This window comes from Achromobacter animicus, from assembly GCF_040775605.1.
GTDB classification, from domain to species: domain Bacteria; phylum Pseudomonadota; class Gammaproteobacteria; order Burkholderiales; family Burkholderiaceae_B; genus Achromobacter; species Achromobacter animicus.
The window spans coordinates 2534089-2559364 of record NZ_JAYGJK010000001.1 but is presented as its reverse complement, the minus strand read 5'-3'; the positions used below and the strand labels follow the sequence as shown (position 1 = coordinate 2559364).

Sequence of the window (25276 nt, the reverse complement as noted above, 5' to 3'; positions counted from 1 at the left end):
GATCACCGTGTTGGATGCCGCCGATCCGGAATTCCTGCTGACCCGGCCGGAAGACATGCGCTCAGCGCTCTTCGAGCTGACGCACCCCGACAGCCACATCCTGGTGCGCGACGCCGCGGACCGGGAGATCGCCGTGCTGATCCTGGGCGCCGACAAGCAGACCCGCCAGTTCTTCTGGCGGCCGCGCGACTACGACGGCGCGGACTTTGAACAGTCCGACAGCATGGGTCTGCTCAGCGGCACGACCTTCCACTTCAATGCCACCGCCTATGGCGGCGTGCAGATCCGCTTCCGCATCCAGCGCCCGGAAGTCATCCATTTCGATGACGGCAGCGCGGCGCTGATGTCGCCCTTTCCCGATCGTCTTGCCCGCATCCAGCGCCGCAAGATGTTCCGCGCCTCGATGATCTCCAGCGCCAGCCGCTGTCTGGCCACGTGGCAACCGGCGCCCGCGGACAAGCCCGTGGGCTTTACCGTGCGCGACATCTCGGTGGACGGCGTGGGCTTGCGCGTGGGTCTGGCGGTGGGCGAGCTGCCCGAGCGCGGCGCGGTGATGGAAGACGTTGAGCTGGATTTCGGCGAACTCGGCAAACTGAGCGCCGACCTGGAAGTGCGCAACATCTATCCGGTATCGGGGCAGCCGATGGCCTCGGCCGAAGGCAGCAGCGACGGCGAGGCGCCCAAGCACGTGTCGCTGACGGGCGAGCCGCCGGTCAGCCATGTGGGCGCACTGTTCATGAACCTGAACGCGCGCCAGGAGAACTGGCTGCAGCAGGTGGTGTGGCGCCTGGAGAAAGGCGCGCAGCGCAACTGACGGCGGGCTGCCGGAAGGCGCAACCCCAAGGACGCGACTGAAACGCAAAAGGCCTTCCCGCGGGAAGGCCTTTGTACAAGTCGTGGGCCTTACACGGCCATCGACGAGATTTCCTTGTAGGCCGCCACCAGCTTGTTGCGCACCTGGACCGCCGTCTGGAAGCCAAGGCTTGCCTTCTGCAAGTCGATCATGACGTCGTTCAAGGAAATATCGGGAGCGCCCAGCTCGAAGGCCTTGGCCTGATTGCTGGCCGCGTTCTGCGCGGCGGTCACGCGACGGATGGAGCGCTGCAGTTCCGCGGCAAACCCGTCGGGTTGCGCCACGGCGTCGCCGGCGCCCAGATTACCGGTCTCCGCCTTGCTCACGACCGCGCGCATCTGCTGGAGCATGCCTTCGATGCCGGACAAGCCTGATACAGCCATTACCTATTCCTTGCTGGTGGGGGATTACGCCAAAGTGCACACGCAGCGTAACTCCGATCGGACCGGTCCATAGCCGACAAGAACCGCCAAAAAACCCGACATTTCAACGAATGCGGACACCCCTTGCCGGGGATACGGCCCCGCTTTGCGCCTCGTCATCGACATAGGGCTTAAGTAACGCCAAAAAACGGCTGTTTTCATCGATTGGGATTGCTGTCTCAGGGGCAATAATCCACGCTCTCCCCAGACCAGAAGCACGTTGCATGTGTAATCGGCCCTACCCAGACATGAAGTCATTTTCCCTGCTCCGCGAAGCCAGCGGGAGCCGTCAATGAATCAGCAGGCTACCCTGAGCTCGTCGCTTCTGGCCAAGTTCCCCGTGCTGGAACGGGTCCGTGCGCTTCCCAAGCCCGTCCTGATCGGCGCCGCCGCAGCCCTCGTCGCGGTGATCGTCGCCGTGGCCATGTGGAGCAGCGAACCGAAATACAAGGTGCTGTTCTCGAACCTGGACGACCGCGATGGCGGCGCCATCGTGACCGCCCTGGGCTCGATGAACGTGCCCTACCGCTACAACGAAAACGGCACCGCGCTGCTCGTGCCGGCCGACCGCGTCTATGACGCCCGGCTGCAGCTTGCGTCGCAAGGCCTGCCGCGCGGCGGTTCCGTCGGCTTCGAGCTGATGGACAACGCCCGCTTCGGCGCCAGCCAGTTTGCCGAACAGATCAACTACCAGCGCGGTCTGGAGGGCGAGCTGGCCCGTTCGATCGAAGCCATGCACACCGTGCAGCACGCCCGCGTCCACCTGGCCATGCCGCGCCAGTCGCTGTTCGTGCGCGAGCGCCAGGCGCCCACCGCCTCCGTGCTGCTGAACCTGTACCCGGGCCGCAGCCTGAGCGACGCCCAGGTCTCCGCGATCTCGTGGCTGGTGGCTTCCAGCGTGCCGGAACTGACCGCCGAAAGCGTGTCCATCGTCGACCAGAACGGCCGCCTGCTGTCCTCCCCGCTGGGTGAAGGCCGCGGCATGGACGCCGATCAGCTTCGCTTCGTGCGCGAGATCGAGCAGCGTACCGTCGAACGCATCCTCACCATCCTGAATCCCCTGGTCGGCCCCGGCAACGTGCACGCCCAGGCCACGGCGGACGTCGACTTCTCGCGCCGCGAGGAAACGTCCGAGGTTTATCGTCCCAACCAGGAACCTGGCCAGGCCGCCGTGCGCAGCCAGCAGACCAGCGATTCCACGCAGCGCGGCGTCGGCCCCGCTCAGGGCGTGCCCGGCGCGCTGTCGAACCAGGCCCCCGCCAACGCGCAGGCGCCCATCGCCAATCCGCCGCAGCAACAGCCGCCGCGTCCCGGCCAGCCGCCCCAGGCCAACGCGCAGCAGCAGCAACAACAACAGCAGCAGACCGGCACCCAGGCTGCCGCCGCCAACCTGAACGAACGCCGCGACGCGACGACGAACTACGAAGTCGACCGCACCATCAGCCACATCAAGCAGCCGACGGGCAACCTCAAGCGCATGTCGGTGGCCGTGGTCGTGAACTACGTGCGCGACAAGGACGGCGAACTGCAGGCCCTTCCGCCCGAGGAACTGAACAAGCTGACCAACCTGGTGCGCGAAGCCATGGGCTATTCCGAAGGCCGCGGCGACTCGCTCAACCTGGTCAACAGCCAGTTCAACGACGGCCCGCCGCCGCTGCCGATGTGGCGCGATCCGGAAATGATCTCGCTGTTCAAGACGATCCTGCTCTGGCTGGTCGGTGGCGTCCTGGCCCTGTGGCTGTACCGCAAGATTCGCCGCTCGGTCACCGAGTACCTGTACCCGCCGGTGGATCCGGAGCAGGCCGAAGCCGAGCGCGCCGAAGCCGCCCGCGAAGCGCAGGACCTGGCCCGCGCCAAGGAAACCGACCGCTATCAGGACAACCTTGAGCGCGCACGCACCATGGCCAACAAGGATCCGCGCGCTGTCGCGATGGTCCTGCGCACCTGGATGACCAAAGATGAAAAATGATTCCCTGCCGATGGACGGCATGACGCGCAGCGCCGTCCTGATGATGTCGCTGGGCGAAGACGCCGCGGCTGAAGTGTTCAAGTACCTGAGCGCCCGAGAAGTCCAGCAGGTCGGCGCCGCGATGGCCAGCCTGAAACAGGTCACGCGCAACGACGTCGCCGTCGTGCTGGAGGAGTTCCGCCTGGAAGCCGACCAGTTCATGGCCGTGACGCTGGGCTCGGACGACTACATCCGCAGCGTGCTGACCAAGGCGCTGGGCAGCGATCGCGCCGCCGGCCTGATCGAAGACATTCTGGAAGCCGGCGACGGCGGCAGCGGCATCGATGCGCTGAACTGGCTGGATCCGAACACCGTGGCCGAACTGATCGGCGACGAGCACCCGCAGATCATCGCGACCATCCTGGTTCACCTGGAGCGCGACCGCGCGGCCGGCGTGCTGGCCCTGCTGACCGACCGCCTGCGCAACGACGTGATGCTGCGTATCGCCACGTTCGGCGGCGTGCAGCCGGCGGCGCTGTCCGAGCTGACCGAAGTGCTGAATTCCGTGCTGGCCGGCCAGGGCGCCAAGCGCAGCAAGATGGGCGGCGTGCGCACCGCGGCCGAGATCCTGAACATGATGAACTCGACGCAGGAAGAGACCGTGGTCGCCAGCCTGCGCGAACGCGACAACGACCTGGCGCAGAAGATCATCGACGAGATGTTCGTCTTCGACAACCTGCTCGACGTCGAGGACCGCGCCATCCAGCTCATCCTCAAGGAAATCGACAACGACACGCTCATGGTCGCGCTCAAGGGCGCCCAGGAAGAGCTGCGCGCCAAGTTCCTGCGCAACATGTCCAGCCGTGCGGCCGAAATGCTGCGCGAGGACCTGGAAGCCCAGGGCCCGATCCGCATGTCGAAGGTCGAGACCGAACAGAAGAAGATTCTGCAGATCGCGCGCCGCCTGGCGGAAAGCGGCCAGATCGTGCTGGGCAATTCCGGAGACGACGCGTATGTCTGAAGCGGACAACGGCGCGGCGACGCTCATCTCGCGCAGCGCCGCCTGGCGTCGCTGGCAGATGCTGTCGTTCGACGAGCCGGCGCCCGTCGAAGTCGAACCCGAGCCCGAACCCGATCCGGGTCCCGATCCCGCCGTGGTGATGGCGCAGTTGCGCGCCCAGGCCATCGCGGAAGGTCACGAGGAAGGCTTGGCGCGCGGTCACGCCGCGGGCATGGAAGCCGGCCAGCAGGCGGGCTACGAGGCCGGCCTTGCCGCCGGCCGCGAAGCCGGTCATGCGGAAGGCCTGGCCCAAGGCCGCGAACAGGGCGCCGCCGAAGCGCAACGCCTGCACACGCTGGTCGAAGCCTGCGCGGTGTCGATTGGCGCGCTGGAAGAAAAGATGGGCCAGAGCCTCTTGACGCTGGCCCTGGACATCGCCCAGCAAGTGGTCCGCACCACCCTCGCGGAACAGCCAGAGACAGTGGTGAACGCGGTTCGCGACGTTCTGCACATCAATCCGACGGCCGGCGGCCAAATGCGCCTGTGGGCCAATCCGGAAGATATCGAACTGATCCGCCTGCACCTGGCCGACGAACTGAAAGAAGGCCATTGGCGCGTGCTGGCCGATGAATCCATCCTGCGCGGCGGCTGCCGCGCCGAGACGCCTTTCGGCGACATCGACGCCACCCTGCAGACCCGCTGGCGCCGCGTGGCCGCCTCGCTCGGCCGCAACGCAACCTGGGAGGAGCCGGTGTGAACGGCAATCCGGCCTCCGAGCAATCCGGCCAGGCGCCCCTCGCGGGCGCCGCAACCGCTTCCGCGGCGGCCAAGCCGACCGCGCCCGTGCTCGACCGCTGGCAGACGCAGCTTGAGATCGGCTCGATCCGCGCGGCGTCCACCGATCCTTGGCTGGTCAGCGGCAAGATCACGCGGGCCACGGGCCTGGTGCTGCACGCCACCGGCCTGCGCCTGCCCGTCGGCGCCGCCGCCCGCATCGAGATCGCGCGCGGCCACGACCATTGGGCCGACGCCGAAGTCGTGGGCTTTGACGGCCACACGCTGTACCTGATGCCGCAGGCCGATATTTCCGGCCTGCCGCCCGGCGCGCGCGTCGTGCCCGGCGAACCGCCCGTGCAGCGCCAGATTCCGCTGCCGCGCAAGGCCGAACTGAACGGCAACGCCAAGCCCCAGCTTGGCCGCCACCTGCCCGTCGGCAACGCGCTGCTTGGCCGCGTGCTGGATGGCGCCGGCCGCCCGCTGGACGGACTGGGTCCGCTGACGGGCGCCGAACTTGCCCCCCTGTCCGCCCAACCGATCAACCCGCTGTCGCGCGCGCCCATCGATACGGTGCTGGACACCGGCGTGCGCGCCATCAACGGTCTGCTGACCGTCGGCCGCGGCCAGCGCATGGGTCTGTTCGCAGGGTCCGGCGTGGGTAAATCGGTGCTGCTGGGCATGATGGCCCGCTACACCAAGGCCGACGTCATCGTCGTCGGACTGATCGGCGAGCGGGGCCGCGAAGTCAAGGAATTCATCGAGCACAACCTGGGTCCCGAAGGCCTGGCGCGCTCGGTCGTGGTGGCAGCACCAGCCGACGTGTCGGCGCTGCTGCGCCTGCAGGGCGCCGCCTATGCGACGCGCCTGGCCGAGCATTTCCGTGACCAGGGCCTGGACGTGCTGCTGATCATGGACTCGCTGACCCGCTACGCAATGGCGCAACGGGAAATCGCGCTGGCCATCGGCGAACCGCCCGCCACCAAGGGCTATCCGCCGTCGGTGTTTGCCAAGCTGCCCACGCTGGTGGAACGCGCGGGCATGGGCGCGCCCGGTCCGTCCGGCAAGGCCGGGTCCATCACGGCGTTCTATACCGTGCTGGCCGAAGGCGACGACCAGCAGGACCCGATCGCCGACTCGGCGCGCGCCATTCTGGACGGTCACGTCGTGCTGTCGCGGCACCTGGCCGAATCGGGCCACTACCCCGCCATCGACATCGAAGCGTCGATCTCGCGGGCAATGACTTCGCTCATCACGCCGCAGCAGTTCTCGATCGTGCGCCGCTTCAAGCAAAGCCTGTCGCGCTACCAGCGCAATCGCGACCTCATCGCCGTCGGCGCTTACGCCGCCGGCAACGACCCGCAACTGGACGACGCCATCGCGCGCTACCCGCGCCTGGAAGCCTTCCTGCAGCAGGACATCGGCGAGAACGTCGGCTACGAAGACGCCGTCAATCAATTGCGAGCCAGTTTCGAATCACGGGACACCTATGCCTAGCCAACTGCCTCTGGACATGCTGATCAACCTGGCCAAGGAGAGCACGGACGAAGCCGCGCGCCTGCTGGGCCGGTTGACCGCCGAACGCAGCAATGCGCAGCGCCAGCTTTCCATGCTGCACGACTACCGCCAGGACTACCTCGAGCGCCTTCAGACGGCGATGACGAGCGGCATGGCGGCCAGCGACTGCCACAACTATCAGCGCTTCATCGGCACGCTGGACGACGCGATCGGCCAGCAGCAAGGCGTGCTGCGCCAGGCCGAGGAAAACCTGTCCAAGGGCCAGCTCTACTGGCAGCAGGAAAAGCGCAAGCTCAACTCCTACGATGCCCTGGCGCAGCGCGAGCAGCGCGCCCAGGCCCTCGTGGAATCGCGCCGCGAACAGCGCGCCAACGACGAATACTCCGCCCGCCTGGTCCAGCGCCAGGCCAGCGGCATGCATTAAGCAGTTCCTCACAGGAAGCCCCAGATGACCGCTCCCCTGCCCTTGACCTTGCTCGCACCGGCCGCCCCGACGTCGCCCAACGACGCGCTCGGCGCCAAACCGGCTGCCGCGGACAAGAAAGATAAAGGCCCCTCGTTTTCGGACGTGCTGGCGCAAAAGCGTCCGGCGCAGCAGCAGCCCAACCAGTCCGCCGACGCACGGCCCGCGAACGGCAACAGCAAGACGCCGTTCAAGGACGGCAAAGCCAGCGATCCGGCCAGCACGGCCGAAGGCGCAGCCGCCGGCGCCATCAATGATGCGGTGCAGACCGCCGCCCAGGCCGAAGCCGGCGCGCTCGCCGTCGCCGCACAACAGCCGGTGGCCGCCTCTGACCTGCCGCAACAGGCATTGGAGATTGCGGCCCAGGCCGCCGAGCAGGTGCAGCTCGCGCGCGGCAATGCGGCTGCCACCGCCAGCGCCATGAATCAGGGCGCCGCCGTGCTGACGGCCGCGCTGAACGCCGCCGACACGCTGGCGCCGCAGGCCGCTCAGCAGACACCGGCAGCCGCGACCGCCGGTCAGGCGCAGGCCGCCGCCGCGCAGATCGCTCGCGAAGCCGAAGCCGCGCTGCCGGTCGTCACTGCCGCCGTCAAGCCGGGCTCCGCGCCGGTTGCTCAGGCGCCCGTCGACGCCAAGGCAACGGTCGAGGCCGACGCCCCGAAGGCCGCCCTGGACCTGCCGCTGCCGCGCGTCGCGCGCGACGTGCCTGCCGACCAAAAGGACGCCGCTCCGGCGCTGCCCGCCCATGTTGCCGACGAAGAGCAGCCCGACCTGCTTGCCGGCTCGGCCCCGCAATTCCAGGCGCCGCAGCATGGCGCCAATCCGCAGGAAGCGCTGGCCCACGCGCTGGCCGCCGCCACGCAACGCCAGGCGCTGCCGGTCGTCAACCAGGCCGCCATCGCGCAGCCCATCGTTCCCGTCGTCATGCAAGTGGCCACGCCGGTCGGCGCCACGCACTGGGGCACCGAACTTGGCCAGCAGATGGTCATGATGAGCAACAACGTGCGCCAGGGCATGCAGACCGCCGAACTGCGGCTGGATCCGCCGGACCTCGGTCCGCTGCGCGTCAGCCTGAACCTGGCGGACGGCGTGGCTAGCGCCTCGTTCGTGTCGGCGCATGCGTCGGTACGCCAGGCGATCGAAGTCGCCATTCCGCAGTTGCAGCAGGCGCTTGCCCAGGCCGGCATCTCGCTGGGCCAGACCAGCGTCGGTGAACAAGCCGCGCAGCAGGAATTCGCGCAACAGAACGGCAATGGCTCGCAGCGTCAGCAAGGCGGCGGCGTCGCCGTGGCGGACAGCGGGGCAGATGCCGCGCAGCCCGCAGTGACGGCGTCGCGCAACGCCAACGCATTGGTCGACACGTTCGCGTAATGATCCGGCGGCCCGTGTCCGGCAACGGATGCGGGCAGTGCAGCAATAGCTTGAGATACGCGGCTTTCGCCCTGTTTTTCGCCTCCAAGCGGCGGCGTGAATTCGGGCAGAATGCTTTCATCCACTAAGAATCCGTTTTCACCAGCGGCAAACACGCATCGAACTCCAGATGGCGACAATCAAACCCATTCCCGCGCCGGCACGCGACGCGAAGTCCTCCGGCGGCATTGGCCGCATCCTTCGGCCGCTGCTGGCGATCCTGGTGCTGCTGCTGGTTGCCGCGGCCAGCGCCGGCGCGACCTGGTTCATCACGCAGCGTCTGCAGCAACCGCAAGGCGGCGCTCCGGTGCAGCTTGGCGTGGGCCAGGTGCCTGGCGGCCAACCCGGCCAGCCGGGTCAGCCCGGCCAGGCCGGCGGCGTGCAAGGCCAGCCCGGCCAAGGCCCGCAGGCCACGCCGACGACCTTCGTCGCGCCGTCTGCCACCCCGATCGCCGTGCCCGCGCCGATCTTCGTGCCGATCGAAGCCTTCACCGTCACGCTGCAGAACGCGGACACGGAACGCATCATGCACGTCGGCCTGACCCTGCGCGTGAGCGACGAACAGACCCGCACGCGCCTGGAAAAGTACATGCCCGAAGTGCGCAGCCGCATCCTGATGGTGCTGTCGTCGCAATCGCCCACCGCGGTGCAGACGCAGCAAGGCAAGACCGACATGATCACGGCCATCAAGCAGGCGGTGAACCGCCCCTTCTCGCCCCTGCCTGACGGCCAGTACGTGACCGACGTGCTGTTCACGGCGTTCGTGGTGCAATAAGCATGGCCTACGAGGCATTTCTTTCGCAGGACGAAGTCGATGCGCTGCTAGCCGGCGTCACCGGCGAGAGCGATAGTAAAAAGGAATCCGACGGCCAGAACGGCGGTGCGCGTGCCTACGACCTGAGCTCGCCAGAGCGTGTCGTGCGCCGCCGCATGCAGACGCTGGAGCTCATCAACGAGCGGTTTGCGCGCAACATGCGCAACGTGCTGCTGAACTTCATGCGCCGCAGCGCCGACATCACCGTCGGCTCGATCAAGATCCAGAAGTACGCGGACTTCGAACGCAACCTGCCGGTTCCCAGCAATCTGAACATGATTCAGATGAAGCCGCTGCGCGGCACGGCGCTTTTTACGTACGACCCGAACCTGGTGTTCCTGGTCATCGACAGCCTGTTCGGCGGCGATGGCCGCTACCACACGCGCGTCGAAGGCCGGGACTTCACCACCACCGAACAGCGCATCATCCGGCGCCTGCTCAACCTGACCCTGGAAAGCTACGGCAAGTCCTGGGATCCCGTCTACCCGATCGAGTTCGAATACGTCCGCTCGGAGATGCACACCAAGTTCGCCAGCATCACCGGCAACAACGAAGTGGTGGTGGTCTCCTCGTTCCACATCGAATTCGGCGCGACCGGCGGCGACCTGAACATCTGCCTGCCCTACTCCATGATCGAGCCGGTGCGCGATCTGCTGACGCGCCCGCTGCAGGAAACGACGCTCGAAGAAGTGGATCAGCGCTGGTCGCAGCAGCTTTCCCGCCAGGTGCGCAGCGCGGACATCGACGTGGTCGCGGAATTTGCCCGCATCCCGTCGTCGATCCGCGAACTGATGAGCCTGAAGGTCGGCGACGTCCTTCCGGTCGACGTGCCTGAAACCGTCATCGCCCACGTCGACGGCGTGCCGCTGATGGAATGCGGCTACGGCGTCTTCAACGGCCAATACGCCCTGCGCGTACAAAACCTGTTTACCCACGATACAGAACCCAACGAGGCCTCTGACCATGACTGACAAGAACGAGCCCGGCACTGGCTCGTCCCCGGCCGACGACTGGGCCGACGCGCTCGCCGAACAATCCCGCGCCAACCCGCCCACGCAAGCCGACGGTCTGAAGCCGCAGGACGACTGGGCCGCCGCGATGGCCGAACAGGCTGCCGCGCCCGCTGCGCCCGCTGCTGCGGCGCCCGCTACCGCTCCTGCCCCGGCCCCGGCTCCCGCCGCGGCGCCGGCCGCCACGGCCTCGGCCGCCGCGTCCGTGTTCAAGCCGCTGGCCGGCGCCACGTCCGGCCAAGGCACCGACATCGACCTGATCATGGACGTTCCCGTCCAGCTGACGGTTGAGCTTGGCCGCACCCGCCTGACCATCAAGAACCTGCTCCAGCTGGGCCAGGGCTCGGTGGTGGAACTGGACGGCCTGGCCGGCGAACCGATGGACATCTTCGTCAACGGCTACCTGATCGCCCAGGGCGAAGTGGTGGTCGTCGAAGAAAAGTACGGCATCCGCCTGACCGACATCATCACCCCGTCCGAGCGGATCAACCGCTTGAACAACCGTCGTTGACCCCTGGCGCCATGACCGAACCTGCCCTGCTGCGCGTCATCATCGGCCTTGTGCTGGTGGTGGCCGCCATCCTGGCCGCGGCGTGGCTTGCCAAGCGCGCCGGACTGGTCCAGCGCGGCGGCGGCAACGTGCTGCGCCAGGTTGCCAGCATGCCGGTCGGTCCGCGCCAAAGCGTCGTCGTCGTCGAGATCGAAGACACCTGGCTGGTGGTGGGCGTTGGCCCGAACCAGCTCACCACCCTGCATACCCTGCCCGCCGGCCAGTTGCCGGAGGGTTCGCCTCTGCCCACGGCCGCCTTCGCGGCCAAGCTGGGCCAGGCACTCAAGCGCCGCTAGGGCTCAACGCCCCGGCGCGAATCAAGCGATACCCATGAGTTTGCCTACCCGCACGACTACCGCCCGCGCCGCCCAGCGCGCGCTGCCCATGCTGGCCGCCGCCGCGGTGCTGGGCCTGGCCTTTTTCCCGGCCGGCGTGGTGGCGCAGGCCACGCTGCCCGCGCTGACGGCCACGCCGGGCGCGAATGGCTCGCAGACCTACTCGCTCAGCATGCAGACCATGCTGCTGATGACGTCGCTTTCGTTCCTGCCGGCGGCGCTGCTGATGATGACGGGCTTCACGCGCATCATCATCGTGCTGGGCCTGTTGCGCAGCGCGATGGGCACGGCCATGTCGCCGCCCAACCACGTGCTGATCGGCCTGGCGCTGTTCCTGACCTTCTATACGATGTCGCCGGTGTTTGACAAGATCTACACCGACGCCTACAAGCCCTTGTCCGAAGGCACGATCCAGTTCGAGGCCGCGGTCGAACGCGCCGCGAATCCGCTGCGCACCTTCATGCTGCATCAGACACGCGAGAACGACCTGGCGCTCTTTGCCAACCTGGCCAAGCAGCCCGCGCTGGAAGACCCCTCGCAGGTGCCGATGCGCATCCTGGTGCCGGCCTTCATCACGAGCGAACTGAAGACCGCCTTCCAGATCGGCTTCACGATCTTCATTCCCTTCCTCATCATCGACCTGGTGGTTGCCAGCGTCCTGATGGCGTTGGGCATGATGATGGTGCCGCCCGTCACCGTGGCGCTGCCCTTCAAGCTGATGCTGTTCGTACTGGCCGACGGCTGGAACCTGCTCATGGGCTCGCTGGCCCAGAGCTTTTACCAGTAACGCCGCAAGGAGATCGCCATGACCGCTGAAACCGTCATGACCATGACCTACCAGGCGATGAAGATCGTCCTGGCGATGGCCGGTCCCCTTCTGCTCGTCACGCTGGTCGTGGGTCTGGTCATCAGCATCTTCCAGGCCGCCACGCAGATCAACGAAATGACGTTGTCGTTCATTCCGAAGCTGCTGGCCATGTGCGGCGTGCTGGTGCTGCTGGGCCCCTGGCTGATCGGCGTCATGGTCGACTACATCCGGCAGCTCATCGGCCAGATCCCCATGCTGGTGTCCTGAGCGGCGCCGGCCGCCGGACACGGGTTACGACGCCATGTTCTCTTTTACGCTCGAGCAGCTGAACGGCTGGGTCGGCCAGTTCCTCTGGCCGTTCGTGCGTATTCTCGCGCTCGTGGGCACCGCGCCGCTCTTCTCCGAATCGCTGATCCCCGTCAAGGTCAAGGTGGGACTGTCGTTCGTCCTGGCCGTGGCGATCAGCCCGGCCCTGGATCCCATGCCACCCGTCGCACCCGGTTCCTACGCCGGCCTCTGGATGGTGATGCAGCAGGTGCTGATCGGCATCGCCATGGGGTTCACCATGCGCATCGTATTCGCAGCGGTGCAGACGGCTGGTGAATTCGTGGGCCTGCAGATGGGCCTGTCGTTCGCCTCGTTCTTCGACCCCAGCTCGGGCGCCAACACCGCCGTGCTGTCGCGCATTTTCAACATCGTCGCGATGCTGACCTTCCTGGCGCTGGATGGGCATCTGCTGGTGCTGGCGGCGCTTGTGCGGTCATTCGACACCCTGCCCATCGCGATGATCCAGCTGCACCAGAACGGCTGGGGCGCAGTCGTGGAATGGGGCAAGACGATCTTCGTGTCTGGGCTGTTGCTGGCGCTGCCGCTGATTTGCGCCCTGCTCACCATCAACCTGGCCATGGGCATCCTGAACCGCGCCGCCCAGCAGCTTTCCGTGTTTGCGGTGGGCTTTCCCGTCACGCTCATCGTCGGCGTGACGATCCTGGCGATCGTGCTGCCCCACGCCGGGCCGTTCCTGGAGTCGTTGTTCGAATCGGGGCTGACGGCGATGAGCCGTGTGGTGGATGCGCTGGCTGGGCGGTAACCGCCCGCCGCCAGCAGGCCTGCAATCGGGCGTGACCGCGGGCCCCGGCCCCGCCGCCCTCCGCCCGCAACTCGATCAGTGCTGTCCCACCACGCGGAAGACGCGGATGGTCTCGCGCAGCGCGCCCGACTGATTGCCCAGCTGCGTCACCGCGCCGCCCAGTTCCTGCACGAGTGCCGTGTTCTGCACGGTCATCACGTCCATTTGCGAGACCGCGGTATCCACCTGTTCGATGCCGGTTGACTGTTCCTGCGAGGCGCGCGAGATCTCGCCGATGATGTCCGTGACGCGGTGAACGGCATCCACGATCTCCTGCATGGTCGCGCCAGCCTGCTCCGCCTGCGCCGAGCCTTCGGTCACGCGGTCCACCGAGTCCTCGATCAGCGTCTTCACTTCCTTGGCGGCCTGGGCGCTCTTTTGCGCCAGGCTGCGCACTTCGCCCGCGACCACCGCGAAGCCCTTGCCGGACTCGCCGGCCCGGGCGGCTTCCACCGCGGCGTTCAGCGCCAGGATGTTGGTCTGGAAGGCGATGCCTTCGATGATGGTGACGATGTCGGCGATCTTGCGCGAGCTGTCCGAGATGCCGTGCATGGTGTTGACCACCTGTCCGACGGCCACGCCGCCGCGCCGCGCCACGTCCATGCTGCTGGCGGCCAGATCGTTGGCCTGCCGCGCATTGTCGGCGTTCTGGCGCACGGTGGACGTCAGTTGCTGCATGCTGGCGGCCGTCTGCTGCAGCGACGCCGCCTGCCCTTCCGTGCGGCCGGCCAGTTCCTGGTTGCCCCGGGCGATGTCCACCGCGGCGTGCGTCGTGCCCTCGATGCCGCGATAGACGTCTTGGGCAATGCCGATCAGGCTCTTGCGCATGACCTCCAGCGAAAACTTCAGGCTGCCCACCTCGTCATCCGATTCCGGCACGATCTGCGTGGTCAGGTTGCCCGCAGCGACCTGCCGTGCCATGTTCGCCGCGTCTCGCATCGGGTCCAGCAGCGAACGCGAGAGGCTCCAGCCCATCGCGTAGATGGCGACGATGCCCAGCCCGATCGCGCCACAACCCAGCGCCGCGCCCAACGGGCTCAGGCCGGCCCAATTGGCATGCAGGCCATACGCGCCCGCGGCGCCGACGATGGCCGACGACAGCGTGGCGTGGCGCAGCATGCGGCTGCGCACGCCAGGCCGAAACGGGAACGCCAGCAGGTCCAGGCCGCTGCGCCAGCCGGCGCGCACGGGCCGGCCGTGCAGGATGCGCACGCCCTTGGCCGTGCCCTCGCGCATGCGCGCGTACAGCGCTTCGGCCATCTCGATCTGTTCTTCCGACGGCTGCACGCGCACGGACGAATAGGCCACGACTTCGCCGTTCTCGACGATGGGCGTGGCATTGGCCAGCACCCAGTAGTAGCCGCCATCCTTGCGGCGGTTCTTGACCACGCCGAGCCAGGATTCCCCGGCTTCCAGGGTCTCCCAGAGATCCGCGTAGGCCTCCGGCGGCATGTCGGGATGGCGCACGATGTTGTGCGCCTTGCCGATGAGCTCTTCGCGGGTGAAGCCGCTGACCTCGACGAAGGCCGGGTTGGCGTAGACGATGCGGCCCTTGGTGTCTGTGCGCGAGATCAGGTACTGGTCCTCGCGCAGCTTGGTTTCCACATTGGTGACGGGTAGATTGACACGCATGGTTTGTCTCCAGCTGGCGTCCGATCCCCCGGCCACCGTTGATTACTCTGTTTTCGTCCTGAAAATTCAGGCGTTGACATTATTTACGGTCATAAAGCGGAAAACTTAACGTGCTTATGATTTCCATCAACGCACGCATAACCGTCCGATATGAAACAAGCACATCCGCGGATCGCTGGCCTACAAAAAAGCCGCGCCCGATCCCGCATCTGCAGGATCGGGCGCGGCCCGGGATAACGTCGATCAGTTCAGCGACGGCGCGGCATACCCGCCCAGTTGATGCGCCGGCACTTCAATCACTTCGCCGGCATTGATCTTGAACACGGCAACCGCTTCGGCCAGGCGCTGCGCCTGTTCCTGCAGCGAGCCGGCGGCGGCCGCAGCCTCTTCCACCAGCGCCGCGTTCTGCTGCGTCACTTCGTCCATCTGCGACACGGCGCGGTTGACCTGGTCGATACCGCTGGACTGCTCCTCGGACGCCGCCGAGATCTCACCCATGATGTCGGTCACGCGCTTCACCGAGGCAACGATCTCCTGCATCGTCGCGCCGGCGCGTTGCACCTGCTGCGAACCCGCGCCGACCTTGGACACTGAATCCTCGATCAGGCCCTTGATCTCCTTGGCGGCCTGGGCGCTGCGCTGCGCCAGCGAGCGCACTTCGCCCGCCACCACCGCAAAGCCCTTGCCCTGCTCGCCCGCACGTGCGGCTTCCACCGCGGCGTTCAGCGCCAGGATGTTGGTCTGGAACGCGATGCCGTCAATGACCGACACGATTTCCGAGATCTTGCGCGAGCTGGCCGAAATGCCTTCCATGGTGTTGACCACTTCCGACACCGCCGAACCGCCGCGCTCGGCCACATCCGACGCGCTGGCCGCCAGCTGGTTGGCCTGGCGGGCGTTGTCCGCGTTCTGCTTGACGGTCGAGGCCAGCTCTTCCATCGAGGCAGCGGTCTCTTCGAGCGACGCGGCCTGCTCTTCCGTGCGGCTGGACAGGTCCGTGTTGCCGGCCGAGATTTCACGCGAACCGACGGTGATCTCGTCCACGCCACGGCGCACCGTCGACACGGTGCGCGTCAGGCTTTCCTGCATGCGCTTGAGCGCGGCGAACAGCTGGCCGATTTCGTTGTGCGAACGCACTTCCACGCGGCCCGTCAGGTCGCCTGCGGCAATCTTGTCAAAGTGCTGACCGGCTTCGACCAAGGGGCGCACCACCAGGCGGCCGAACAGGATGCGGGCAAGCACCATCAGCAGCAGCGCCAGCGCAACCGCAATGCCGACGGCGATCATGGCCAGGTTGAAATTGGCCTCGGCCTGTTCGATCGTTTCACGCTGCTGGTCGGCGATGTACTTGTCGAACTGGCTGATCGCCTCGATGAAGGCGGCGCTGCGAGGCGTGCCGTATTCGTTGTTCACCATGTAGAACGTCGAATAGTCTTCGCTGCGCAGGGCTTCGACCATCGTGTCCACGCCGTCGTCGATGTACGAGCGATAGCGGCGCACAAGGTTCATCGACAACTGGCGGCCAGTGTCGTCCTCGAGCATGTTCTTCTGGAAATCGGCGAAGCGGCTGCGCACACCCGTCAACAGGTCCGTCGCGCCCTTGAGCGAAGCGGCCGCGTCACGCGCGGAGTTCTCGCCGCTGCCCCAGCCGGATTCCTGCAGGTGGCGCGCGGCCACCATCAGGCTCACGCGGGCGCGCAGCATGTCGCTGTTGATGATTTCGACCTGCTTGGCCCGCGCCGTCAGCGCGTTGACCTCGCGGATCGATTCATAGTTGCTCTGCAGGAAGTACGCGGCCAGGCCGCCCACCGCCGCGATCAGCAACGCGAAAAACGCCATCACCCACAGCAGCATCGTGCCAACGCGCGCATCGCGCAGCCTCAGTTTGCGCTTGACCTTGGGTGCGCGCGCGGCTTTTTTCTTGCCGGCCTTGCCGGCTTTACCACCGGATTCGAGACTCGCTTCCATTTATTTCCCCATCCCTCAGGAACTGCTCTGACCAAATGAAAAACCACCCTGTGGACATGCCCTGTTACACAGGGGATGCACTCAGGGCGACGAACACCGGGCATGTGACGCCCGATGTCTTCTGCCGAACTGCAGGGCTACTTGCCCTGCGGCGCCAGACCGGCCGGTTCACCCGGGCCCGGAATGTAGATCGTTTGCACCTCGGGTTCCATCGCAGGTTGTGCCCAGTCCTGCGTCAAGGCAGGCGCGGGGGCAGGCCCCAGCAACTTCTGGCGTTCCCAAGGTTCCAGCAGAATATTGGTGCTGTCGACGAGCCGCATCAGCCGGCCGTCGGGGCCGAACTGCAGCAGCGCTTCCTTACGGCTGTACAGGCCGTCGGTGACAAAGGTGATTTTGTGGAACCAGAGCGCCAGCACTGTGCCGTCGCTCTGTTTGAATTGTTGGGCAGGCGGGGCGGTCAGCGCGCGCGCGGCCTCTTCCATGGTCGTCTGCCCGGGCGTCAGGGTCGACAGCTTGCTCGGGTCGAAGTTGTGACCCGTTGCCGCACAGCCAGCGACAAGGGCCGCAATCGCGGCCGCTGCCAGAAGATGTAGATAACCTCGCATACCCTGCCTATTTGCCGGCGGCGCCGGCGTCAGAAAGATTCCCAATCGTCGTCCGAAGGCGCCTGCCGCCGGCTTGCAGCCGGTGCTGGCGCGGGCTTCGAAACGTCCTTTGCCGCGGGCGCCGGACGCGCCGCCGCGGGCTTGCGCGGCGGGCGCGTTGCCGAGGCGCCGGCGGCCGGTTCCGGCTTGGCGCGGGCGGTGTGTGTCAGGCGCACGGCGGCGGCGGGCTTGGCGGCCGGCGCGGCGGGTGGCGGCGCCACCTCGGGCTCGGGCGCCGGTGCGGCAACGCGGGCAGCCGGCCGATGCTGCTGCGCCAACTGGCGCGCCGGCACTTCGATGACTTCGCCTGCATTGATCTTGAACACGGCCACCGCTTCGGCCAGGCGCTGCGCCTGATCCTGCAGCGAGCCCGCCGCGGCCGCAGCCTCTTCCACCAGCGCCGCGTTCTGCTGCGTCACTTCGTCCATCTGCGCGACGGCGCGGTTGACCTGGTCGATGCCGCTGGACTGCTCGTCGGAGGCCGCCGAGATCTCGCCCATGATGTCCGTCACGCGTTTCACGGAAGCAACGATCTCCTGCATCGTCGCGCCGGCGCGTTCGACCTGCTGCGAACCGGCGCCGACCTTGGACACCGAATCCTCGATCAGGCTCTTGATTTCCTTGGCGGCCTGGGCGCTGCGCTGCGCCAGCGAGCGCACTTCACCCGCCACCACCGCAAAGCCCTTGCCCTGCTCGCCCGCACGTGCGGCTTCCACCGCGGCGTTCAGCGCCAGGATGTTGGTTTGGAACGCAATGCCGTCGATGACCGACACGATTTCCGAGATCTTGCGCGAGCTGGCCGAAATGCCTTCCATGGTGTTGACCACTTCCGACACCGCCGAACCACCGCGCTCGGCCACGTCCGACGCACTGGCCGCCAGCTGATTGGCCTGGCGCGCATTGTCCGCATTCTGCTTCACGGTCGAGGCCAGCTGCTCCATCGACGCGGCGGTCTCTTCCAGCGAAGCGGCCTGCTCTTCGGTGCGGCTGGACAGGTCCGTGTTGCCCGCCGAGATTTCACGCGAACCGACGTTGATTTCATCCACGCCGCGGCGCACCGCCGACACGGTGCGCGCCAGGCTTTCCTGCATGCGCTTGACGGCGGCCATCAGGGCGCCGATTTCGTTCGTGGAGTTGACGTCCACGCGTACGGTCAGGTCCCCCGCAGCGATCTTGTCGAAGCTTTCGCCCACGGCGCGCAGCGGACGCAGCACGACCCGATTCATGAACAGGAACGCGCCCAGCGACACCACCAGAATCAGCACGGCCAGGCCGATGTAGACGAAGGTCATCGTCGAGGCCTGTGCGCGCGACGACTTCACCATCTCTTCGCTGAAATTGTTGATGTTGGCGGCAAAGTCCGTGAGCTGCTTGAAGAAAAGACCGCTGGCGGCGCCCGCCTTCGTATTCTTGAGCGACAGATACGTCGCGGCGTCGCCCTTGTCCAGGGCGGCCATCATGCCTTCCAGGGAGTCGGCAAAGCCGGTGAAAGCGGACAGCAGGTCGCCTTCGGACTTCCGGCCGATCTCGGTCGTCTTCGGAATCGCCTTGAAGGTCTCCATCTTCTTCTTGGCGTCCGCGATCAGCTGCTGGACGATGCGGGAGTTTTCGGCGGCGCCGCTCGCGTCGCCCGCGGCGCGCTGAGCGGCGGCGATGTCGGCGCGCACGGTGGCGCGCAGCATCTGCGTGTACGAGTCCTTGATCAGATTGCTCTGCTGGACGCTCAGGGAATCCAAGGTGTTGATCGCCCGGGCATTGGACTGCATGCTGTTCCAACCCAGCACAATGGCAACGAGCGCGGCCAAGGCGACTGCCAATTGGGCCAGCATCAAGCCGGTGCGCACCTTCAGATTGCTAAACATTTACGTAGTTCCGGTAATCGTGCTGGCGGCGCGTTCCTGGCCGTCAGCACGTAAAAGGGATTTTCTCTACTGCCTGTTCAATGCACTGGCGGAACGGATCCGTCAGAAGGACTCCCAATCGTCATCCGAGGGCGGCGGACGGCGCGAGGCGGGCTTGGGCGCCGCCGCGGCAACGTCCGCCGCATCCGCGGCGCGCGTGGCCGGCCGGCGCAGCGGGCGCGCGGCGGTCGCGCCCGCCGGCTTGGGCCGGGCAACCTGGGTCAGACGGGGTGCCGGCGCGGGCGCGGCCTTGGCGGCGGGCTCGGGCTGCGCGGCGGGCGCGGCGGCAGCTTCTTGCGCGGGCTTGGGCGCGGACACCAGCGGCGCGCTGCGTTGCTGCGCCAGCTGGCGCGCGGGCACTTCAATGACTTCGCCGGCGTTGATCTTGAACACCGACACCGCTTCGGCCAGGCGCTGCGCCTGCTCCTGCAGCGAGCCGGCGGCGGCCGCAGCCTCTTCCACCAGCGCCGCGTTTTGCTGCGTCACTTCGTCCATCTGCGACACCGCGCGGTTCACCTGATCGATGCCGCTGGATTGCTCCTCCGACGCCGCCGAGATCTCGCCCATGATGTCCGTCACGCGCTTCACCGAGGACACGATTTCCTGCATCGTGGAACCGGCGCGTTCGACCTGCTGGGAACCCGCGCCGACCTTGGACACCGAGTCCTCGATCAGGCCCTTGATTTCCTTGGCGGCCTGGGCGCTGCGCTGCGCCAGTGAGCGCACTTCGCCTGCCACCACGGCAAAGCCCTTGCCCTGTTCGCCGGCACGTGCAGCTTCCACCGCCGCGTTCAGCGCAAGAATGTTGGTCTGGAACGCAATGCCGTCGATGACAGACACGATCTCCGAGATCTTGCGCGAGCTGGCCGAGATCTCCTGCATCGTGTTGACCACTTCCGACACGGCCGAACCACCGCGCTCGGCCACGTCAGACGCGCTCGCCGCCAACTGATTGGCCTGGCGGGCGTTGTCCGCGTTCTGCTTCACGGTCGAGGCCAGCTCTTCCATCGAGGCCGCGGTCTCTTCCAGCGAAGCAGCCTGCTGCTCCGTGCGGCTGGACAGGTCCGTGTTGCCCGCGGAAATTTCACGCGCGCCCAGATTGATTTCTTCCACGCCACGGCGCACCGAGGCCACCGTGCGGGTCAGGCTTTCCTGCATGCGCTTGATGGCGCCAAACAGGTGACCGATTTCGTTGGTGCTGCGCACTTCGATACGGCCGGTGAAATCGCCAGCGGAGATCTTCTCGAAGTGGTCGCCCGCTTCATGCAGCGGACGCAGCACGGTGCGGTTGATGAAGATCCAGCAGCCCAGCGCCAGCACCAGAGCGATGGCCAGCATCACAATGGTCACCATGCGCGAAATGTTGTGATCGGCTTCTGCCTGCGCGATGAGCTCGTCGGTGCGCGTGTCCGTGAACTGCAGCACGTTGTTGACGGCCTCGCGGAACGCGGTGTTGGCAGCGCCGCCGGCGTCGTTCAGATCCAGGTAGTCCTGGATGGCCAGGTTCGCCAGCGCGGCGGCCTGGCGGCGGTAGACATCGTCGAATTGCTTGTAGGCGGCGTCCAGCTTGGCCACAAGATCTTCCGAGCCTGCCATGCGCGGCGCCTTGCGGAACCCGTCGAACAACTGGAGGCCTTCAGCCATGAGCGCATCGGCACGCTTGGCTTGCGACGTCGATTGTTCGGTCTTGCCCTGCTGCATGTCCATCAGCGAATTGGCAAGCAACAGACGGCCGCGCAGGAAGGTGCTGTAGGCACGCTGCAGTTGCGTCGCCTGATTGGCATAGGCCTCGTTGACCTGCGCCAGCTTGTCGCTGCCGGAATTCAACCCCATCCACGCCACACCGTTCGAAATGAACATGGCGCCCGTGAAGAGCAACAGCACCAGGATGATGCAGGTGCGAACTTTTAAATTACCAAGCATGAAATATCCGAGCGTTAAGCAACGAAAAACGACACAACCTACCCTACACGCACTACGGACGCCCCGGCCCCGGGCCGGCAGCGTCCGAAAAGTGCGCCACCCGCGGCGCGCGCAAACGGCGCCGCGCAGATAACTACCGCATCACTTGCGGCTGAACAGGCTGGAACCCTGGATGGTCATGAACGCGGCCGAGGCCGCCTGCAATGCCACCTGGCGCAGCGCGAGCTGGCTGGCGCCGGCGTAGTAGTCCAGGTCTTCCAGATCCGACAGCGACTTCGAATACGACAGGCCCTTTTGCGTGCCGGTGGCGTCCAGCGCCTCCAGCTCGTTCAGACGCGCGCCCACGGAAGCGCCCACGGTCAGCACGTTGTCGTACGTGGTGGCCAGCTTCTTGTTCGCCGTCGCCAGTTCGTTGTTCAGACGGGCCAGCGCCTTCTCGTCACCGGCGATGGGCGAATCTAGCACCTTGATGAGGTTGTCCAGCGTGTTGAACATGTCCACATCGGCCGACTGGATGCTCTCGACGTTGATGACGTCGCCGTTCTGCGGCGTGCCCTTGACCACGACGGCGACGCCGCCGAAGTCGATGCTGGCGCCTTCCTTGTATTCCGTGGGACCGGCCGGCGGCGCGGGGGTGGTCACCGGCGGCACGGGCGGGTTGGCGTTCGGGTCGGTCGTGATGACGCGATAGCCCATGTTGCCCGTCGCGGGATCCGCTTCGAACTGCAAGCTGAAGTTCTTGCCGATGTTGGGGCTGCCCGGCGTGACCGAAACGGTGCCGAACTGCGCGGTGCCGCCGTTAGCCGGCGCGGCGGTGCTCACGTACGCGGTCGAACCCGGGTTGGCGCGGTTGAAGATGTCGCTACCCAGGTCGCTGGTGGACAGCTGGCGCGATTGGTCGACCTGCACGGTGCGTTCGCCGGTGGCGCCGCTGTAGACGATCTTGCCGGTGGCGTCCTGGGCGTAAGGCACCACGCCGCCTTCGTAACCCGAAAACAGGTACTGGCCGTTGCCGTCGGTGCTGTTCGCAAGACCCAGCAGCGCGTCGCGGGCGCTCTTGAGCGCCGTCGACAGGGCCTGGCGATCGCTGTCGGCGAACGTGCCGTTACCGGCCTGGACGACGCGCGTGCGCACGTCCTGCAGCGCGGTGGTGATCGAATCCAGAACGTTGGCTTCCTGGCCGAGGTTGGTCTTTGCCGTGTTGCGGTTCAGGCCATACGTCGTGTTCATGCTCTGCGTCTGCGCGACGCCGATCGACAGGGAAGCCGACAGCGGATCGTCCGCGGGGGTCAGGAACTTGCGGCCGCTGCCAACCTGTTCGACCAGGCGATTCATGTCGGATTCCTGAGCGAGAACGCCGCTCAGTCCGTTCGAGTACATCATCGTGGTGCTCAGACGCATGGTGCAGCTCCGTAATGCTTTCTAGTATTCACAGTCAACGTTCTGATCAGCCGCGCAGGCCCAACAGCGTGTCAAAAATGGTGCTTGCCACATCGATGATGCGGGCGCTGGCCTGGTACTGCTCCTGGTACAGCGACAGGCTTACGTATTCTTCGTTCAGGTTCACGCCCGACACTGCCTGTTGGGCAGCGGTCGTCTGCTTGACCAGGTTGACCTGCGCCGTGGCGGCCGTCTTGATCTGCTGCGTCTGCACGCCGACCGTGTTCACGACCTGCGCGAACATGTCGTTGATGCTCATCGTGCCGTGGCCCAGCACCTTGCTGGTCTGCAGCTGCGCCAGCTTCAGGGCGTTCTTACCGTTGGCGTCGCCGCCTTCCAGGTCCGCCGCGGCAACCTTGTCCGGATCCGTGATCAGGACGTTGATGTCGCGGGCGGCATCGCGCGTGGGCGACAGCGACCACTTGTCGCCGGCCTGGGGCGGCGCATTGATGGTCAGCGTCAGACCCATCTCGCTTTCGAGGTTCAGCGTGGCCGTGGGCGGCGTGCCGGTGGCCGGGCCGTTGTAGACCTGCGAGCCTTCCGGCATGCGCACCACCTGGTAGTTGGTGCCGTCGAACGAGATCTCGTAGTCCTTGGCATTGATGTTTGCCAGGTTGGTGAATTCGCCCGAGATCTGCGCGTTGCTCTTGTTCGTCGTGTTCGGCACGCCCTGGGGCGAACCGATGCCGAAGAAGTCCGTGCCCGGATTGCCGCCCTGGTCCAGGCCCTGCTTGTGCTGCTCGTTGAACGACAGCGCCAGGCCAACGGCCATCTGGCCGAGCTGATTCTGCATGACGTCCAGCGACGAGGCGCGGAACTGCAGCAGGCCGCCCAGCTTGCCGCCGGAGATTTCCGTGTCCTTCATTTCCACCGCGATGGTCTTGCCGGTGCCCGCGGGCAGCGTGTAGGCAATGACCGTGCGGCCGGCGTCCGCGGAGGACGGCACGGCTTGCAGCGGGTAGATCGTGTTGCCCGACAGCAGCGACTGGCCGCCCTTCGTGAGCGAGATGCTGATCTTGTCGCCCTGCTCGTACGTCGTGACGCCGATGAGCTGGTTCAGTTCCATGACGGCCTGATCGCGCTGGTCGAGCAGGTCGTTGGGGGGGCTGCCGCCGGCCTTGCCGGCCGCCAGGGAAATCTGCTGGTTCAGGTCGTCGATGCGGGTCAGGTAGCTGTTGACCTGGTCGACCGTGGTGCTGATCTGCGTGTTCAGGCCTTCACGCTGCTTCTGCATTTCCGAGTAGGCCGAGCGGATCTGCGTCGTCAGGCTGTTGGCCTGGCCGAGCAGGTCGGCGCGCGCGGCGGGGTCCGCCGGCTTGCTGGCCACCGTGTTCATGCTGGTGAAGAAGTTGGTCAGGCCAGGGGCGATGCCAACCGTGCGGTCGGAGAACAGGTTGTTGATCTGCGAAACCTGGTCAAGCTGAGCCTGGAGCTGGGCGCCGCTGCCGGTCGCGCCGACGAGCTGCTTGTACAGGAAGCTGTCGTAGCTGCGCACGACGGTGTCGACCTGGACGCCGCGGCCGATGTAGCCGTTGGCGGTCGCTTGCGCGCCCGCCGTCGAGGTCATGACGCGCTGACGGTTGTAGCCGACCGTGGTGGCATTGTTGATGTTGTGGCCGGTGGTTGCCAGGCCGGCTTGCGCCGCGTTCAACCCGCCCAGTGCCGTTTTGTACAAATTCATGCTGACAATGCCCCGTATGTAACCGCAGCTGTTATCTCTGGATACCCCGTTTACGGCAGGAGATCACCCAAATTTAGAGTCCTTCCAACATCCGCCGTGAATTTTCCACGTTGGATGCCGCGCCCCGCAGCTGCCCCATGATGCCGATGAGCTTCTGGGCATAGCGCGGGTCGGTCGCGTAGCCCGCGTCCTGGATCCGGCGGGCCGCCTCGATCTCGTTGCGGGCCGTCGTCACGCTCTCGTACCGCGGGCTGTTGCCGATCAGGCGGGCGTAGTCGGCAAACGATTCCTCGTACGACGCGTAGGCCCGGAACGGCTGCGTCACCTTGCGGGCGACGCCGTCTTCGTATTCGGTGGTCAGCACGTTGACGACCTTGCCCTTCCAGCTCGAACCTGCCTTGATGCCGAACAGGTTGAAGCTGGTGCTGCCGTCCTCATGCTTGATTTCGCGCTTGCCCCAGCCGGATTCCAGCGCCGCCTGGCCCATGATGAGACGGGCCGGCACGCCGCTCTGCTGCGACGCCAGATTGGCCGCGCGCGACATCTTGGACACGAAGTCGACCACGTGCTCGGGTGCGCCTTCGGCAGCGGCCAGCGCGCGGTCGGCCGGCCGGTTGTTGCGCATGACGTTCAATAGCGCCGACACCTCACGCGAGCCGCCGGTCTGGAAGTCCAGATCGCCGCCCTGCCCGATGCGTTTGATCGCTTCGTCCGGGATCTCGCCGGGTTTGCCCTGCTGCATCTGCGCCAGGATCGCCTGCGACAGGCCGATGCCGGGCGAGGCCAGGTGCAGGGCCAGTTGCTCGTCCGCCATGGACTGCAGCATCTGCGTCTGCTGGGAATCGAACAGCCCTTCTTTGGGCGTGGCCTCGCGCATGCGCTTGACCATCATCTGCAGGAACAGCGCTTCGAACTGCTTGGCGACCTGCTTCTGCTGCTCGGTGCCGGCGGGATCCTTCTTGACGTCACGCTTCAGGTCCGACAGGCGGCCCATGTCGAAGACCGAATCCTGCCGGGTGCTGCCGCGTGCCGCGTCGTTGGTGTAAGCCATGG

Annotated in this window: 23 protein-coding genes; 14 read left to right on the top strand and 9 right to left on the bottom strand. The window is 66.3% G+C overall.

Annotated features, from left to right (window positions below; genetic code table 11):
- The first annotated feature begins 10 nt into the window (after positions 1 to 10).
- Positions 11 to 814, top strand: a complete 804-nt coding sequence (locus AB3147_RS11495; RefSeq protein WP_175139215.1) for a flagellar brake protein — start codon at positions 11 to 13, stop codon at positions 812 to 814.
- Between the two features lie 89 nt (positions 815 to 903).
- Here AB3147_RS11495 and fliE read toward each other — a convergent pair whose 3' ends face one another.
- Complete coding sequence (fliE, locus tag AB3147_RS11490) at positions 904 to 1236, bottom strand: flagellar hook-basal body complex protein FliE (protein WP_175126255.1); 333 nt, start codon at positions 1234 to 1236, stop codon at positions 904 to 906.
- A gap of 331 nt (positions 1237 to 1567) precedes the next feature.
- Here fliE and fliF point away from each other — a divergent pair, with 331 nt between their 5' ends.
- The 13 genes from fliF to fliR all read left to right on the top strand — a co-directional run bounded on the left by fliF (position 1568) and on the right by fliR (position 12995).
- Positions 1568 to 3244 (top strand): flagellar basal-body MS-ring/collar protein FliF, encoded by a 1677-nt coding sequence (gene fliF, locus AB3147_RS11485; protein WP_175126256.1) that lies wholly within the window; start codon positions 1568 to 1570, stop codon positions 3242 to 3244.
- Positions 3234 to 4244 carry a flagellar motor switch protein FliG gene (gene fliG, locus AB3147_RS11480; protein WP_175126257.1) on the top strand — a complete coding sequence of 337 codons (1011 nt, stop codon included), beginning with the start codon at positions 3234 to 3236 and terminating at the stop codon, positions 4242 to 4244. Before fliF ends, fliG begins: the two co-directional genes overlap by 11 nt.
- On the top strand, positions 4237 to 4980 hold the full coding sequence (gene fliH, locus AB3147_RS11475; RefSeq protein ID WP_175126258.1) for a flagellar assembly protein FliH: 744 nt from the start codon (positions 4237 to 4239) through the stop codon (positions 4978 to 4980). Before fliG ends, fliH begins: the two co-directional genes overlap by 8 nt.
- An 86-nt stretch (positions 4981 to 5066) precedes the next feature.
- The gene (gene fliI, locus AB3147_RS11470) at positions 5067 to 6494 is read left to right on the top strand and encodes a flagellar protein export ATPase FliI (RefSeq protein WP_056318674.1); all 1428 of its coding nucleotides are present in this window, start codon (positions 5067 to 5069) and stop codon (positions 6492 to 6494) included.
- Positions 6487 to 6939 (top strand): flagellar export protein FliJ, encoded by a 453-nt coding sequence (fliJ, locus tag AB3147_RS11465; RefSeq protein ID WP_175126259.1) that lies wholly within the window; start codon positions 6487 to 6489, stop codon positions 6937 to 6939. The genes fliI and fliJ overlap by 8 nt, the downstream gene beginning before the upstream one ends.
- Positions 6940 to 6963: 24 nt before the next feature.
- The gene (locus AB3147_RS11460; protein ID WP_367351976.1) at positions 6964 to 8349 is read left to right on the top strand and encodes a flagellar hook-length control protein FliK; all 1386 of its coding nucleotides are present in this window, start codon (positions 6964 to 6966) and stop codon (positions 8347 to 8349) included.
- Between the two features lie 169 nt (positions 8350 to 8518).
- The gene (fliL, locus tag AB3147_RS11455) at positions 8519 to 9163 is read left to right on the top strand and encodes a flagellar basal body-associated protein FliL (protein WP_175126261.1); all 645 of its coding nucleotides are present in this window, start codon (positions 8519 to 8521) and stop codon (positions 9161 to 9163) included.
- Between the two features lie 2 nt (positions 9164 to 9165).
- A complete protein-coding gene (fliM, locus tag AB3147_RS11450) occupies positions 9166 to 10173 on the top strand; it encodes a flagellar motor switch protein FliM (RefSeq protein ID WP_175126262.1) in 1008 nt (335 codons plus the stop codon).
- Positions 10166 to 10723, top strand: coding sequence for a flagellar motor switch protein FliN (fliN, locus tag AB3147_RS11445; protein WP_367351975.1), 558 nt, complete (start codon positions 10166 to 10168; stop codon positions 10721 to 10723). The genes fliM and fliN overlap by 8 nt, the downstream gene beginning before the upstream one ends.
- Before the next feature lie 11 nt (positions 10724 to 10734).
- Complete coding sequence (gene fliO, locus AB3147_RS11440) at positions 10735 to 11058, top strand: flagellar biosynthetic protein FliO (protein WP_056570231.1); 324 nt, start codon at positions 10735 to 10737, stop codon at positions 11056 to 11058.
- A gap of 34 nt (positions 11059 to 11092) precedes the next feature.
- Positions 11093 to 11884 (top strand): flagellar type III secretion system pore protein FliP, encoded by a 792-nt coding sequence (gene fliP, locus AB3147_RS11435; RefSeq protein WP_370633024.1) that lies wholly within the window; start codon positions 11093 to 11095, stop codon positions 11882 to 11884.
- 18 nt (positions 11885 to 11902) lie between these two features.
- Complete coding sequence (gene fliQ / locus AB3147_RS11430) at positions 11903 to 12172, top strand: flagellar biosynthesis protein FliQ (protein ID WP_008163193.1); 270 nt, start codon at positions 11903 to 11905, stop codon at positions 12170 to 12172.
- Between the two features lie 34 nt (positions 12173 to 12206).
- Complete coding sequence (fliR, locus tag AB3147_RS11425) at positions 12207 to 12995, top strand: flagellar biosynthetic protein FliR (protein ID WP_175126266.1); 789 nt, start codon at positions 12207 to 12209, stop codon at positions 12993 to 12995.
- Positions 12996 to 13070: 75 nt separating this feature from the next.
- On the opposite strand, the gene AB3147_RS11420 is transcribed toward fliR, so the two are convergent.
- The 8 genes from AB3147_RS11420 to flgJ form a co-directional block, all read right to left on the bottom strand.
- Positions 13071 to 14666, bottom strand: a complete 1596-nt coding sequence (locus AB3147_RS11420; protein ID WP_218343538.1) for a methyl-accepting chemotaxis protein — start codon at positions 14664 to 14666, stop codon at positions 13071 to 13073.
- A 243-nt stretch (positions 14667 to 14909) separates the two neighbouring features.
- Complete coding sequence (locus tag AB3147_RS11415; protein WP_191578093.1) at positions 14910 to 16634, bottom strand: methyl-accepting chemotaxis protein; 1725 nt, start codon at positions 16632 to 16634, stop codon at positions 14910 to 14912.
- A gap of 137 nt (positions 16635 to 16771) precedes the next feature.
- A complete protein-coding gene (locus AB3147_RS11410) occupies positions 16772 to 17239 on the bottom strand; it encodes a hypothetical protein (protein WP_175139214.1) in 468 nt (155 codons plus the stop codon).
- A 29-nt stretch (positions 17240 to 17268) separates the two neighbouring features.
- Positions 17269 to 19140, bottom strand: coding sequence for a methyl-accepting chemotaxis protein (locus AB3147_RS11405; RefSeq protein WP_367351974.1), 1872 nt, complete (start codon positions 19138 to 19140; stop codon positions 17269 to 17271).
- Between the two features lie 102 nt (positions 19141 to 19242).
- The gene (locus AB3147_RS11400; protein ID WP_218343536.1) at positions 19243 to 21102 is read right to left on the bottom strand and encodes a methyl-accepting chemotaxis protein; all 1860 of its coding nucleotides are present in this window, start codon (positions 21100 to 21102) and stop codon (positions 19243 to 19245) included.
- 141 nt (positions 21103 to 21243) lie between these two features.
- Positions 21244 to 22503: a flagellar hook-associated protein FlgL gene (flgL, locus tag AB3147_RS11395; protein WP_218343535.1), complete on the bottom strand. Its 1260-nt coding sequence runs from the start codon at positions 22501 to 22503 to the stop codon at positions 21244 to 21246.
- 46 nt (positions 22504 to 22549) lie between these two features.
- On the bottom strand, positions 22550 to 24223 hold the full coding sequence (flgK, locus tag AB3147_RS11390; RefSeq protein WP_218343534.1) for a flagellar hook-associated protein FlgK: 1674 nt from the start codon (positions 24221 to 24223) through the stop codon (positions 22550 to 22552).
- A 73-nt stretch (positions 24224 to 24296) separates the two neighbouring features.
- Positions 24297 to 25274, bottom strand: a complete 978-nt coding sequence (gene flgJ / locus AB3147_RS11385) for a flagellar assembly peptidoglycan hydrolase FlgJ (protein WP_367351973.1) — start codon at positions 25272 to 25274, stop codon at positions 24297 to 24299.
- Positions 25275 to 25276: the final 2 nt, after the last annotated feature.

Excerpts from the sequence above, each read along its gene's own strand:
- AB3147_RS11415 (WP_191578093.1), bottom strand. The coding sequence starts at position 16,634 with ATGGAAGCGAGTCTCGAATCCGGTGGTAAAGCCGGCAAGGCCGGCAAG.
- AB3147_RS11405 (WP_367351974.1), bottom strand. The coding sequence starts at position 19,140 with ATGTTTAGCAATCTGAAGGTGCGCACCGGCTTGATGCTGGCCCAATTG.
- fliO (WP_056570231.1), top strand. The coding sequence starts at position 10,735 with ATGACCGAACCTGCCCTGCTGCGCGTCATCATCGGCCTTGTGCTGGTG.
- fliG (WP_175126257.1), top strand. The coding sequence starts at position 3,234 with ATGAAAAATGATTCCCTGCCGATGGACGGCATGACGCGCAGCGCCGTC.
- AB3147_RS11420 (WP_218343538.1), bottom strand. The coding sequence starts at position 14,666 with ATGCGTGTCAATCTACCCGTCACCAATGTGGAAACCAAGCTGCGCGAG.
- fliM (WP_175126262.1), top strand. The coding sequence starts at position 9,166 with ATGGCCTACGAGGCATTTCTTTCGCAGGACGAAGTCGATGCGCTGCTA.
- AB3147_RS11410 (WP_175139214.1), bottom strand. The coding sequence starts at position 17,239 with ATGCGAGGTTATCTACATCTTCTGGCAGCGGCCGCGATTGCGGCCCTT.
- fliN (WP_367351975.1), top strand. The coding sequence starts at position 10,166 with ATGACTGACAAGAACGAGCCCGGCACTGGCTCGTCCCCGGCCGACGAC.
- fliF (WP_175126256.1), top strand. The coding sequence starts at position 1,568 with ATGAATCAGCAGGCTACCCTGAGCTCGTCGCTTCTGGCCAAGTTCCCC.
- flgL (WP_218343535.1), bottom strand. The coding sequence starts at position 22,503 with ATGCGTCTGAGCACCACGATGATGTACTCGAACGGACTGAGCGGCGTT.
- fliR (WP_175126266.1), top strand. The coding sequence starts at position 12,207 with ATGTTCTCTTTTACGCTCGAGCAGCTGAACGGCTGGGTCGGCCAGTTC.
- AB3147_RS11460 (WP_367351976.1), top strand. The coding sequence starts at position 6,964 with ATGACCGCTCCCCTGCCCTTGACCTTGCTCGCACCGGCCGCCCCGACG.
- fliP (WP_370633024.1), top strand. The coding sequence starts at position 11,093 with ATGAGTTTGCCTACCCGCACGACTACCGCCCGCGCCGCCCAGCGCGCG.
- fliJ (WP_175126259.1), top strand. The coding sequence starts at position 6,487 with ATGCCTAGCCAACTGCCTCTGGACATGCTGATCAACCTGGCCAAGGAG.
- AB3147_RS11400 (WP_218343536.1), bottom strand. The coding sequence starts at position 21,102 with ATGCTTGGTAATTTAAAAGTTCGCACCTGCATCATCCTGGTGCTGTTG.
- flgK (WP_218343534.1), bottom strand. The coding sequence starts at position 24,223 with ATGAATTTGTACAAAACGGCACTGGGCGGGTTGAACGCGGCGCAAGCC.
- flgJ (WP_367351973.1), bottom strand. The coding sequence starts at position 25,274 with ATGGCTTACACCAACGACGCGGCACGCGGCAGCACCCGGCAGGATTCG.
- fliH (WP_175126258.1), top strand. The coding sequence starts at position 4,237 with ATGTCTGAAGCGGACAACGGCGCGGCGACGCTCATCTCGCGCAGCGCC.
- fliQ (WP_008163193.1), top strand. The coding sequence starts at position 11,903 with ATGACCGCTGAAACCGTCATGACCATGACCTACCAGGCGATGAAGATC.
- fliE (WP_175126255.1), bottom strand. The coding sequence starts at position 1,236 with ATGGCTGTATCAGGCTTGTCCGGCATCGAAGGCATGCTCCAGCAGATG.
- fliL (WP_175126261.1), top strand. The coding sequence starts at position 8,519 with ATGGCGACAATCAAACCCATTCCCGCGCCGGCACGCGACGCGAAGTCC.